11 protein-coding genes are annotated in these 12,355 nt (G+C 38.5%); 9 read left to right on the top strand and 2 right to left on the bottom strand.

Translation table 11 applies throughout. The annotated features are described in order from the left end of the window. Window positions 1-68: 68 nt before the first annotated feature. Window positions 69-1,781 (top strand): SulP family inorganic anion transporter, encoded by a 1,713-nt coding sequence (locus N0O92_RS05380; RefSeq protein WP_315613636.1) that lies wholly within the window; start codon window positions 69-71, stop codon window positions 1,779-1,781. A gap of 89 nt (window positions 1,782-1,870) precedes the next feature. Here the strand turns inward: N0O92_RS05380 and N0O92_RS05375 are convergent, their stop codons facing one another. Continuing rightward, the gene (locus N0O92_RS05375) at window positions 1,871-2,053 is read right to left on the bottom strand and encodes a hypothetical protein (protein ID WP_315613635.1); all 183 of its coding nucleotides are present in this window, start codon (window positions 2,051-2,053) and stop codon (window positions 1,871-1,873) included. Between the two features lie 225 nt (window positions 2,054-2,278). Between N0O92_RS05375 and N0O92_RS05370 the strand changes: the two genes are divergently transcribed. Together N0O92_RS05370 and N0O92_RS05365 are read left to right on the top strand one after the other, a co-directional pair. Next, window positions 2,279-3,694: a Na+/H+ antiporter NhaC family protein gene (locus tag N0O92_RS05370; protein WP_315613634.1), complete on the top strand. Its 1,416-nt coding sequence runs from the start codon at window positions 2,279-2,281 to the stop codon at window positions 3,692-3,694. Window positions 3,695-3,862: 168 nt separating this feature from the next. After that, window positions 3,863-5,293, top strand: coding sequence for a hypothetical protein (locus tag N0O92_RS05365; protein ID WP_315613633.1), 1,431 nt, complete (start codon window positions 3,863-3,865; stop codon window positions 5,291-5,293). A 196-nt stretch (window positions 5,294-5,489) separates the two neighbouring features. Here the strand turns inward: N0O92_RS05365 and N0O92_RS05360 are convergent, their stop codons facing one another. Beyond that, window positions 5,490-5,642 (bottom strand): hypothetical protein, encoded by a 153-nt coding sequence (locus tag N0O92_RS05360; protein WP_315613632.1) that lies wholly within the window; start codon window positions 5,640-5,642, stop codon window positions 5,490-5,492. A 458-nt stretch (window positions 5,643-6,100) separates the two neighbouring features. Here N0O92_RS05360 and N0O92_RS05355 point away from each other — a divergent pair, with 458 nt between their 5' ends. The 6 genes from N0O92_RS05355 to N0O92_RS05330 form a co-directional block, all read left to right on the top strand. Then, window positions 6,101-6,937, top strand: a complete 837-nt coding sequence (locus tag N0O92_RS05355) for a pyruvate, water dikinase regulatory protein (RefSeq protein ID WP_396334470.1) — start codon at window positions 6,101-6,103, stop codon at window positions 6,935-6,937. Beyond that, window positions 6,930-9,605 carry a pyruvate, phosphate dikinase gene (gene ppdK / locus N0O92_RS05350; protein ID WP_315613630.1) on the top strand — a complete coding sequence of 892 codons (2,676 nt, stop codon included), beginning with the start codon at window positions 6,930-6,932 and terminating at the stop codon, window positions 9,603-9,605. The genes N0O92_RS05355 and ppdK overlap by 8 nt, the downstream gene beginning before the upstream one ends. Window positions 9,606-9,773: 168 nt before the next feature. Beyond that, the gene (locus N0O92_RS05345) at window positions 9,774-9,980 is read left to right on the top strand and encodes a methionine aminopeptidase (RefSeq protein WP_315613629.1); all 207 of its coding nucleotides are present in this window, start codon (window positions 9,774-9,776) and stop codon (window positions 9,978-9,980) included. Between the two features lie 163 nt (window positions 9,981-10,143). Further along, the gene (locus N0O92_RS05340) at window positions 10,144-10,842 is read left to right on the top strand and encodes a MerR family transcriptional regulator (protein WP_315613628.1); all 699 of its coding nucleotides are present in this window, start codon (window positions 10,144-10,146) and stop codon (window positions 10,840-10,842) included. A gap of 198 nt (window positions 10,843-11,040) precedes the next feature. Then, window positions 11,041-11,871 carry a formate/nitrite transporter family protein gene (locus tag N0O92_RS05335; protein ID WP_315613627.1) on the top strand — a complete coding sequence of 277 codons (831 nt, stop codon included), beginning with the start codon at window positions 11,041-11,043 and terminating at the stop codon, window positions 11,869-11,871. Between the two features lie 30 nt (window positions 11,872-11,901). After that, a partial coding sequence (locus tag N0O92_RS05330) for an NAD(P)/FAD-dependent oxidoreductase (protein ID WP_315613626.1) occupies window positions 11,902-12,355 on the top strand: 454 nt, incomplete at its 3' end.

Here is a 12,355-nt window from a genome sequence, read left to right as displayed (position 1 = left end):
AGTAAGAAGAAAAAGAGGGTGAGCACCAGTCACTCCTCTACTTAGTTATCGTTACGGGGGAAACAGCTATGTATATAAAAAGAAAAGGGAACAATGGTCGCTCTATCTATCATCCAAGTCTGTTAAGTAGAGATGTTATTGCTGGAATTACCCTTTTTGTTATGCTCATTCCTCAGGGAATGGCTTATGCGATGTTGGCGGGTTTGCCACCAGTGATGGGATTATATGCGGCTACAGTTCCATTATTAATTTATGCTATTTTTGCTTCATCAAGACATTTATCGATCGGACCTGTTGCCATAACTTCATTGCTTGTCTTTTCGGGTGTGTCCATCTTAGCAGAACCTGGGTCAGGAGAATATATTTCTCTTGTCATCTTGTTAGCTTTGGCAGTTGGAGTTATCCAGCTTCTTCTTGGGATTAGTAAGTTAGGATTTATTGTTAAATTTATCCCTCACTCTGTCATGAACGGATATACATCCGCTGCAGCCATTGTAATTGGATTAAGCCAAGTAAAGCACATTTTAGGCATTCAAATTGGGAATCACCTGCAAGTACAATACCTTCTTTTTGCAATTGTCGAAAAAGGACATGAAATAAACGTCATCACCATTACCATTGGAGTAATAAGTATTTTATTGCTAATCGTGCTTAAAAGGATAGCTCCTCGTTTTCCGGGCGCTCTGCTTATTGTCGTATTGTCGATTTTAACGGTTTTTGTTTTGAATTTAGAGAAAAGAGGAGTTCAAATTGTAGGGTATGTTCCACAAGGATTTCCGCAATTTCAAGTACCGTCCTTTTCTTTAGAAACAATTAAAGTTCTTGTGCCAATGGCTTTTATCATAGCACTATTAGGGTTTATGGAGTCGTTAGCGATTGGAAAAGCCGTTGCGAAAGAGGAAAAATACAAAATTAATCCAAACCGAGAATTAACCGCCTTGGGATTATCTAATATTGTAGGGTCGTTCTTTCAATCATTTCCGGTAAATGGGAGCTTTTCAAGGACCGCGGTTAATCATCAATCAGGTGGAGCAACTCAAATGACATCTGTTATAACAGGAGCTCTAATCATCATTACGCTCTTCTTTTTCACGTCGTTGTTTTATTACTTACCAAACGCAGTATTAGCTGCTATTATTCTTGTTGCCGTTTATAAATTGATTGATATTAAGGAAATGAAGCATTTGTTTCAAGTGAAACGATTTGAAGGTTGGGTATGGGTTGCAACCTTTATCGTTACGTTATTTGTAGGGATTCAATGGGGGATTATTATTGGAGCGTTATTTACACTCGTTCTTTTGGTGAAGAAGAGTGCGGAACCGTCGATTGTTGAGTTAGGTTACGTAAAAAAAGAGAACACGTTCCGTAATATTGAACGCTATACAGAAGCTGTGACATCTGATGAAGCCACGATTATTCGAATTGATTCTAACATTCATTTTGCTAACATATCCGTTATTGAAGAAAGAGTGAAAAGCCTTCTTAAGGAACGAGACAAAACGAAATGGCTCATTATTGACATGTCTGGTGTAAACGATGTCGATACTGTTTCCGTTGATACACTAGAAGCAATGATAGACTATTATCAAAATCAAGGTATTACGATTTTGTTCGCAAGTATGAAATGGTCCATTCGTGATACGGTCAATAAAGTAAACTGGGATCAAAAGTATAAAGAACAAGAGAATCATTTACCGCTTGAACAACTTTTAAGATCAAAGGGCATTAGAATAGAGAAGGCAGACCCAATTCAAGACGGACCTTGGGATTTTCAAATTTAAAAGGTATTTACGTGAAAGAACTAATTTAAGGCTGTTGCTGATAGACCTATCAGCAACAGCCTTTGTTTCATTTCAAGTGGAATTTAAAGTTAGACACCCGTTCTTTTTCTTTGATTGTTTTGTTTTTTCGTTTGTTGGCTTTTCATTTTCTTTGTTGATTCGTATGGGTTGTTAGAAGGTTTGTTAGTCATGGATTGCTTCTTTTTGTTCTCAAGTTGTTGTTTGATGGCTTCTTGTAAGCTGATTTTTTTTCGTGGAGTTTCATTTGACATGTGAATGTTCCTTTCTCGTTCAATTCTTTTCTAGTATGTACAGTATAATCTAAATGTTGTTAAGCGTGTAATTTTTTTTGTGACAAAATTATATCATGATAATGTTTCTGGTGATTATCGCAAAGCTCATCTAGTTATCTGATTTGACAGTATAAATATCTTATCCAATCACACTATAAATAGGAACTAATTATGAGCAAAATTTTTTTAGAAGGGTGATTGCAGATGGAAGCAAGCTGGCTCTCGATTGTCCCATTTTTAGTAGTGATTCCTGTAGCCATTTATACGAAGCAAGTGTTACCAGCCCTTTTCCTAGGTTTGTTGGTTGGCTCCTATATCCTTGAACCGACGATTCTTGGTGGTATACAAGCCATGTTCACCTATGTAGTACAAGCCCTTATTGACACAAATAATATCAAGATTGTTGTCTTTCTTTATGCCTTCTCAGGTCTAGTCGGCATGATTAAAATGACAGGTGGAATAAGGGGATTTGTTGAGAAGGCAGCGGAAAAAATACAAACAAGAAAACAAGCCCTTATGCTAACGTATGTGTCTACGATAGGTACGTTTGCCGCACCGACATTTCGTTTCGTTACGATTGCTCCTATTATGAGAGCTTTGCTTAAAAAGGTAAAAATGACAACAGCGGAGCTTGGATTTGTCATTGAAACTACGGCGACTCCAGTTATTGTCTTAATTCCTGTAGCAACAGCATTTGTAGGATATATGGTTTCAATTATCCAAATTGCAACAGAAAACCAAGGGCTTACAGTGGACCCGTATTCATTATTTATTCAAAGCATCCCATTTAATTTCTTCTCGATCGTTACGATTCTTCTAGGAATTTATCTAAGTTTTTTTCATCATTCGAAGAAAAAATCAACGGCACCGATGCAAATTGATGAGAAAACGGTTGAAGAGGAAGACGATTGGCATGATTGTCATCCTGTTGTATCAAAAGAACTTCCGATTAAGCCTATGAATTTACTCCTTCCACTCGTTTTGGTTATTGGATTAACTTTATTTTTAACGTGGTGGGATGGTCATGTTCAAGGATTTGGCTTTCTAGAAGCGTTTATTGAGGCTGATGTTCTCGATGCCATGGTCGTCGCTCTCCTTATTACCGTTTTGTTATCAATGGGCTTTTATCTTATTCAACGATTTAAATTAGAGGAGCTTATTAGAGGGTTTATTGATGGTGGAAACGAGTTAATGTCAGTTATCTTGTTACTATCGATCGTGTGGGGTCTCTCTTCCATTACGGATGATTTAGGATTTTCGGCATTTGTTACAGCACATTCTGGTTGGATACCGCAAATGTTTATTGCTCCTCTTATTTTTGTATTTGGGGCTGCAGTTTCTTATTTTATTGGATCGGCATGGGGGACTTGGGGGATTTTGATGCCTCTAGGAATTTCACTTGCGATGGTTGGGGATGTTTCCCTTCCACTTGTTATTGGTGCAGTCTTTGCGAGTGGTTCGTTTGGAGCATTTGCCTCTCCGTTAAGTGATGATACGAATACGATTGCTAAAATATTAGGGCTTTCTGTTATGGAATATGCGAAGTATAAATTAAAGCCAGCTTTAATCGCAGCGGGCATTACGACTGGGCTTTATATTATGGTGACATTTGTGTTATAAACGAAATGAGGTTAGCGAAAGCTGACCTCATTTTTGGCGTTCTTGCTAAGTGAAAAGGAAGTTACGGTAATGAGGCTCCTATAAACGGTAGATAGGCACACTCACTTACAGGTTACATATAGTGTTTGTATGTTCACTTCATTTTAGAAAAGATGAAAGGAGCTTACAATGGAACCCGTTTCGATTACTTTTGCTCACTGGGTGTTCCTTCTTGTGATTTTCACTATATTCACGTTCATGGTGTTTAAGCGAGATGTAGTACTACCTTCTATTGTAGGGACGTTTATACTGGGGCTCGTTTATCATGCTGATAAAGGTTTTGTTGATGGAGTAATTGCTTCCATCCAGGTTGTATTTTTTGGATTCTTGAATGCAGGAACCGAATTGTTCGATATTATGCTCGTCATTGCGTTAATGGTTGCGATGCTAAAATCGATGCAGGCTTCAGGCGCAGATGTGTTAATGGTTTCACCGATGAAAAAGTTGATGGTCAATCCAACAACAGCGTTCTTTGTGCTTGGTGGTACGATGTATCTAGCGGCTACATTCTTTTGGCCAACGCCTGCTGTCGCTCTTGTTGGTACGGTATTAATTCCTGTTGCGATAAAATCGGGTTTGCCAGCAATGGGAGCCGCGATTGCAATTAACTTGTTTGGGCATGGAATGGCATTGTCTGGGGACTTAGTTATTCAAGGGGCTACTAGGTTGACAGCATCGTCTGCAGGACTAGAGTCTTTTGAGATCCTTCCATACACTGCTTTATTTTCATTCATAGTTGGGTTTATTGCTATTAGTATTGCGTTTCTACGCCTTAAAAGAGGAATGAAGAAAGGAAAGTTCGAGACTAATCCAACGGGAGAAGGGTTGGAACTAGGAAAAAGTGAAGTGCCAACAAAGCCATCGAAACAAGCAAAATTTCTCGCGATATTCGTTCCTTTTGTGCTAGTTTCCATCGTTTTCCTTATGATGTATAGGGCATTTTTTCATCCAGACGAAGCGATTCGTGGAGACGGGGCAACTGGATTACTTGGTGGAACAGCTGTTGTTCTATTATTGCTTGCTTCTTTTTTAACTCAGGGATCAAAGGCTATTGAAGGCATTGTTTCCTATATTCGAGAAGGATTCTTTTTTGCGATAAAAATCTTTGCTCCGATTATTCCTATTGCTGCGTTTTTTTTACTTGGGCATCCGGATCACGCTGAAACGGTGTTAGGAGATGGAGCGCCTGGATTTTTATTTGACCTTGGCTCCTCTTTAGCCAATTATATAGAAGGAAGTAAAATTACCGTCGTATTCGGTATGATCATCATTGCCCTTCTTTCAGGGATGGATGGCTCTGGCTTCTCAGGCTTACCGATTGTAGGGGCACTGGCAGCTGGTTTAGGAAGTGGTTCTGGATTGGATGTCGCTGTATTAGCATCATTAGGTCAAGTCGCTGCGATTTTTGCTGGTGGTGGTACGTTGGCAGCCTGGGCATTTGGTGTAGCGGCTGATTCCGGGATCGCGGGGGTTAAGCCAATGGACCTCGTTCGGCAAAACTTTCTCCCGGTAATGACAGGGTTATTTGTTGCTGCGATTGTTGCGATTTTGATCATTTAAGGTAAAGAAGGTTCTTGTCCATTGGGCAAGAACTTTCTTTAGCTTAGTCAATTTTTGTGAGTGAAATGTAAGGAATGGTAAGTCAACATCTATATAAAAATCGTACAGAATCTGGTTGTAAGTCATCAAGTGTAAGATCGAGTTGTCTACTCATTTGTTCTGGTCTTGTCCATTCACCTAGTTTAATAGAACTAGTTTAGTTGATGATTTGGTTGTTGTAATATTCTTCATTTCTAACAATCTCTTCTAAACGTCTTCTGCCTTCATCTGTCAAATAAGCTGTTTTGTCATTTAGTAGTTTTTTGGCTAGTTCTACTGTGATTTGGGGTTCGATTTTTTTATTAGCCATGTAAAATCCCTCCCTTCATTGCTTTTCCATTCCATCATATTCAAGTTTAGTAGAAACGAATTGGACAAGAATAATGAGTATGAAGCGGAATTTAAGAATGTACTTGTCCCCAGTTTTGACAGTATGTCATATTGAAAAAAGTGCTTAAGAAGCGAAGAGTGATTACCGTCACTATTTATAATTGAAGTCACAACAATTTTCGTTTTAACCCCAAAAAGGGGTTGTAACGAATGAAAATCAATGGTAATATACTATTTAATTTAGTGTATAACACATTTTGGTTAATACGCTAATTAGTATGACATAAATGTTCAGGCTGTTGATTAGAATACTATCATTTGAATTGAGTTAAATAGACGAGAGAGTGATAGTTTCTAAAAACGTTCTTCAGAAATAGTACATAACCAATCACCTATTGGTGAATCACAGCCAGCGAAAAGTGCAGACAATCTAGCAGGATGAAAGGGGGATCGAATGTGACAAAGGAAGTCGTCTATGTTGTTTCAGATTCAGTAGGGGAAACCGCTGAATTGATGGTGAGAGCTGTTGCCTCACAGTTTAACGGAGGAGAAGTAGAAATTGAACATGTTTCTTATGTAGAAGATATTCAAGATGTAGACAAAGTAATTAGAGCATCTATAGAAACCAATTCGATCATTGCTTACACACTCGTTATTCCCTCTTTAAAGAATTACCTTCAAGAGAGGGCTAATGAGGAAGGAATCGTAGCTGTTGATCTAATGAATCCTCTAATGGAGGCTTTTACACAAAAGTTCAAAAAGGAACCAAACCGTCAGCCAAGACTCATGAGAAAACTGGATGCAAACTATTTTCGAAGAGTAGAAGCTGTGGAATTTGCAGTCAAATATGATGATGGGCAAGATGCACGTGGGATACAGCGGGCAGATATCGTATTAATTGGTGTATCTAGAACATCGAAGACGCCGCTCTCAATGTATTTGGCTCATAAACGATATAAAGTAGCAAATGTCCCATTGGTTCCAGAGGTTTCACCACCGCCAGAACTTTTTCAAATTTCAAAAAATAAGTGTGTTGGTTTGGTCATCACACCAGATAAATTAAATGAAATACGCAAGGAACGATTAAAGAATTTAGGATTAGGGGTCGCAAAATATGCTGATCTAGATCGAATTTTAGAGGAACTCGATTATGCGGAGAAAATTATGAAACGTATAGGATGTCCCATTATTAACGTTTCAAATAAGGCAGTAGAAGAAACAGCAGATTTGTTATTGGCTATGTTAAAAAAGAGAGGGGTAGGATACCGTGAATAAATTTGTCTACATGTTCGACCAAGGAAGAGGAGACCAGAGGGAACTATTAGGAGGAAAAGGAGCAAATTTAGCAGAGATGACTCGAATTGGCTTGCCGGTTCCATTTGGATTTACGATTTCAACAGAAGCTTGTAATGCATATTATGAGGCTGGCAAAGCTTTCTCAAAGGAAATGGAAGACCAAGTATTAGAAGCTTTACACAACCTGGAGGAAAGAACTGGGAAAAAACTAGGAGATGCATCGAACCCATTGCTTGTTTCCGTACGTTCTGGTGCTGTACATTCTATGCCGGGAATGATGGATACGGTGTTAAATTTAGGGATGAATGATAAAACTGTTGAAGGAATGGCAAAGCTAACGAATAATCCAAGGTTTGCTTATGACTCTTACCGTAGATTCATTCAAATGTTCAGTGATGTTGTGTTGAAAGTAGACGGTTTTTATTTTGAACAATTGTTAGAAGAAGTAAGGGAAGAAAAAGGATATGAATCGGATCCTGAGATGACAGCAGAAGATTGGAAAGACGTGATCAAAGGGTACAAAGAGATCGTAAAGAAGTATACGAAAGGTTCTTTTCCTGAAGATCCGAAAGAGCAACTATTTCTATCAATAAGTGCAGTGTTTGATTCTTGGAACAACCAACGAGCTGTTATCTACCGTCGATTGCAAAAAATTCCTGGACATCTTGGAACCGCTGTCAATATTCAAAGCATGGTATTTGGCAACATGGGCGATGATTCAGGTACTGGTGTTGCATTTACGCGAAATCCTTCTACAGGGGAAGCAAAATTGTATGGCGAATATTTAATTAATGCTCAAGGTGAGGATGTGGTTGCTGGTATTCGCACGCCACAGCCAATCGTCACTCTTCAAAATGAAATGCCAGAAGTATACCAACAATTTGTTGAAACATGTAACCTTCTTGAAGGTCATTATCAAGACATGCAAGACATTGAATTCACAGTCGAACGTGGTCAATTGTTCATTTTGCAAACGAGAACAGGTAAGCGAACAGCGCAAGCTGCGATAAAGATTGCTGTTGATTTAGTCGAAGAACAAATTATTAGTAAGAAGAAGGCTCTATTACGAGTTGATCCGGATCAATTAAATCAGCTTCTGCATCGACGAATTGATGAATCGTATGAACGAAATGCATTAGCTAAAGGCCTTCCGGCGTCACCTGGTGCGGCAACAGGGCAAGTCGTTTTTGATGCTGATGATGCAGATCGATTAGCAAAAGAGGAGAAAAAGGTCATCCTTGTTCGTCCAGAAACAACACCTGATGATATTCATGGAATTGTCGCAGCTCAAGCAACCGTGACAAGCCGAGGTGGAATGACAAGTCATGCTGCTGTTGTAGCGAGAGGAATGGGGAAAGCGTGTATTTGTGGGTGTGAATCCGTATCAATTGATTTAAAAGGAAAGAAATTTAAAGTTGGCGAAACGTTTGTTTATGAAGGCGACGTTATTACGATTGATGGATCTACAGGAGAGATATTTATAGGGGAAATTCCAATGATTGAACCACAGCTTTCTGATGAATTTCAATTACTGTTAACGTGGGCAGATGAAGAAAGAAAATTAGGGGTCCGAGCCAATGCTGATAATCCAGAAGATGCAAGGAAAGCAGTCGAATTTGGAGCTGGTGGAATTGGATTATGTCGCACAGAGCATATGTTTATGGATGCAACTCGTATTCCAATCGTGCAAGAGATGATCCTTGCTGACAGTTATGAACAACGTGAAGTGGCTCTTAGTAAGTTATTGCCAATGCAACAAGAAGATTTTGAAGGAATCTTTGAGGCGATGAAAGGTCATCCGGTAACGATTCGTCTATTAGATCCTCCTTTACATGAATTTTTGCCAGATAAAGAAGAATTACTTGTGGAAGTGACAAAGCTTCAGATGACGAATCCAGAATCTGAAGAATTAAAAGAGAAGGAATTTTTGTTACGAAAAGTACGCCAATTAGATGAATTTAACCCTATGCTAGGACACCGTGGTTGTCGATTAGGAATGAGCTATCCGGAAATTTATGTAATGCAGGCAAAAGCAATTTTCTATGCAATTGCAAAAGTAATAGAAAAAGGGACGAATGTAAAACCTGAAATCATGATTCCATTAGTAGGGCATGTGAATGAATTAAAAGAAATGCGTCAACTAGTCATCGATGCGGGCAAGCAAATTGAACAAGAAACTGGACAGAAGTTTGACTATATTGTTGGTACGATGATTGAGGTACCACGTGCAGCTTTAACAGCAGATCAAATAGCTGAAGAAGCAGACTTTTTCTCTTTTGGTACAAATGATTTAACTCAGACGACGTTTGGGTATAGCCGTGATGACGCAGAAGGAAAGTTCCTTCAATCTTATATTGAAAACAAAGTACTACCTGAAAATCCATTTACAGTTCTCGACCAAAATGGGGTCGGCAAACTAGTAGAAACGGGTGTAAGGCTTGGGAGAAAAACGAAGCCAACTTTAAAAACTGGAATTTGCGGGGAACATGGTGGAGAAAAACAATCAATTGAATTTTGTCATGAAACAGGGCTGGATTATGTAAGTTGTTCCCCTTACCGTGTACCGCTAGCTCGATTAGCAGCAGCACAGGCGATGATCAAACATGAATTAAAACAATCAGTTAATGAGCTACAAGCTCAGAAATAAGCAATTTGGGAAAAGATCTGCCTTTATGGCGGTCTTTTTCTTTTTTAAGGGGGAATAAATGTTTTACTTACCTTCTAGCAAGTTGAGCATATTTCCTAGCAAAAGAAATGGCTTAAGATGAATAATATTCCCCTAATAGGAGATGTTATCTCTGAGGTGAGGAAATTAATGGGAATCATGCAAGTATTTGATGATTGGATTGAGAAAAAAAGAGAAAAGCGAATTGCTTTTGCTGAATCACAAGGGACATGTCCAGAATGCCAGGGCAGAGGGTTTACTATGTTAGGAAGTGAGATGTATACATTACATTCATATTATGATTGCGGTGGTTGTAATGGAAGTGGTTCGTATTCTGATTGGGTCGAAACCAACTAATAAGTATGGTCAAAAATGCAGGAATATTCCTGCATTTTTTACGTAATTACGCCGAATTACGACTTATTGTTAGAAGTTTTGTCAGGTAGGAGGAAAAAGGTTAGGGACGTATCTAATATGTAACTATACAAAGATATTTTCATATTAAAAATGAGGTGAGCATATGCAAAATCAACAAACGAAGTATACGATCAAGGAGGTTTCAAAGAGCTTAAAAATTTCAATAGGGAAATTAAGAGAGTGGGAGAATATGTTTCCTGAGGCTCTTTACGTACAAAGGACGAAAACGGGAGCTAGAATGTATACGGACCATGATCTAGAAATGCTGAAGAAAATTAAGCTACTAAAAGATAAAAATATAAACGAGGAGAACGTTAAGTTTATTTTAGATATGAACAGCTCTGAGGTGGAGAGTGTAGAACAAGCGGAGGATACACAACCACAAGATCATGAATTTGTAGAGGCGCTTTTAGAGTTGCAAACGGAAACAAATGAAACACTTCAAAATTTAACAGAAACGGTTACTACGATGAAAAAAGATTTTATCGATGAGGTGAAAAAAGAATTAAAAAATGAAATGAATGCAGGTCATCATAAAACGAAATCTTTGATTCAGTCTTACTCTCATATTATCGTTGATACCGCCGAAAGTACAAAAGATGAATTATCGCAATTGAGACAAGACATTCACCGTGAGGAAGAGGAGAAGCTTTTTATTCAACAAAAGCTTGAAGAACGCGAAATGCATTTTCAAGAATTTGTTCAAGCGTATCGGGAAACAGCTGCAGCAAAGCAGAAATTTCCAAACTGGTTAGTTAATCTATTTAAGCAGAAAAAAGAGAATTCAATGGATTTTTCCTAGATTACAAATAAACAGGTTCCTTTTAGGGGCCTGTTTTTTCTATGGAGATGAAACTATTTTTCAGAAAAGTTTGTCAGGAAAACTGACAAGGTTTAACAATTATGAAAGTTGATAATATAGGATAAAACATGTATTTAAAATGTATCTTTTGATAGGGAAGTTGATTTGTAGAAAGAAAGGTTAGGGGGAGAGAGTCAGTTGTATAAAGAAACATTAGAAAAAATTAATGGAATGGCGGTAGGAAAAAGAGAGTTGTTAGAAGCAAGTTTACCAAGATTTTTAGTTTCTGCTTGTTTAGCAGGCGCCTACATAGGATTGGCCGTTGTACTAAGTTTTACAATAGGAGGAGTATTTACCGAAGTATCAGCTCCGTTGGCTTCGTTGTTAGTAGGACTCTCGTTTGGTGTTGCGTTAGTGTTAATTATTTTTGCGGGAGCAGAGCTGTTTACAGGCAACAATATGTTTTTTACCGTAAGTACGTTATCTGGAGCAACCACGTGGAAAGAAACGATCAGAAATTGGGTTTGGTGTTATTTTGGCAATTTTATGGGAGCTACATTATTTTGCGTTTTAATCTTCTTTTCAGGCGTTTTCTCAGGTATTTCCAACGATCACTTTTTAATGACGGTAGCGGCTAATAAGATGAGCTTAAGTACGTCAGAGTTATTTTTCCGAGGGGTATTGTGTAATTGGCTTGTATGTCTAGCCATTTGGTGCACGATGAGAACGCAAAATGATGCAGCTAAAATTATGATCATTACGTGGATTCTTCTTACATTTATTGTCTCAGGGTATGAACATAGCATTGCAAATATGGCGATATTAGGGTTGGCGTTAATCCATCCTAGTCCGGATACCGTAACGCTAGCAGGTTACGTCGGCAATTTAATTCCTGTAACCATTGGAAATGTTGTTGGGGGGACCGTTTTTGTTGGTGGTTTATATTGGTTCCTAAGTCCGCAACGGGTGAAGGAAAAAGCAGCAAAGAAAGAGGTTCTTGTTCGAAAATCAGTAGCTTCAATGAAATAAATATAGATGCAAAAAAGGGGAGTGGAATTTATGAGACAAAAACTAGTACTAATTGGAAATGGAATGGCCGGTGTACGTACGATTGAAGAAATCCTAAAGAACGATCCTGACCGTTTTGACATTACGATTTTTGGTGAAGAACCGCATCCGAACTATAATCGAATTCTACTATCTTCTGTTCTTCAAGGAGATACAACCGTTGATGATATCGTCTTAAATGAGTACAGCTGGTATGAGGAAAATCAAATTGAGCTTGTAACAGGGGACCCAGTTGTCAATGTAGATACAGAGAAGCAAGTGGTCGTGAGTCAAAACGGAATCAAACGTTCATACGACAAGCTCATTTTTGCGACTGGCTCGAATCCGTTTATGCTGCCGCTACCTGGTGCTGACAAAGAAGGCGTGATTGCGTTTCGTAACATAAAAGACTGTGAGACGATGATTGATACATCGAAAAAGTATAAGCGTGCAACGGTTATCGGCG

Source organism: Alkalihalobacillus sp. MEB130 (assembly GCF_032335535.1).
GTDB lineage: Bacteria > Bacillota > Bacilli > Bacillales > Bacillaceae_D > Halalkalibacter.
This window is presented reverse-complemented; position numbering and strand designations above follow the sequence as displayed.

Coding starts and splice junctions, on each gene's coding strand:
- N0O92_RS05380 (WP_315613636.1), top strand. CDS start 69: ATGTATATAAAAAGAAAAGGGAACAATGGTCGCTCTATCTATCATCCA.
- N0O92_RS05370 (WP_315613634.1), top strand. CDS start 2,279: ATGGAAGCAAGCTGGCTCTCGATTGTCCCATTTTTAGTAGTGATTCCT.
- N0O92_RS05375 (WP_315613635.1), bottom strand. CDS start 2,053: ATGTCAAATGAAACTCCACGAAAAAAAATCAGCTTACAAGAAGCCATC.
- N0O92_RS05360 (WP_315613632.1), bottom strand. CDS start 5,642: ATGGCTAATAAAAAAATCGAACCCCAAATCACAGTAGAACTAGCCAAA.
- N0O92_RS05365 (WP_315613633.1), top strand. CDS start 3,863: ATGGAACCCGTTTCGATTACTTTTGCTCACTGGGTGTTCCTTCTTGTG.
- N0O92_RS05355 (WP_396334470.1), top strand. CDS start 6,101: ATGAAAGGGGGATCGAATGTGACAAAGGAAGTCGTCTATGTTGTTTCA.
- N0O92_RS05340 (WP_315613628.1), top strand. CDS start 10,144: ATGCAAAATCAACAAACGAAGTATACGATCAAGGAGGTTTCAAAGAGC.
- N0O92_RS05345 (WP_315613629.1), top strand. CDS start 9,774: ATGGGAATCATGCAAGTATTTGATGATTGGATTGAGAAAAAAAGAGAA.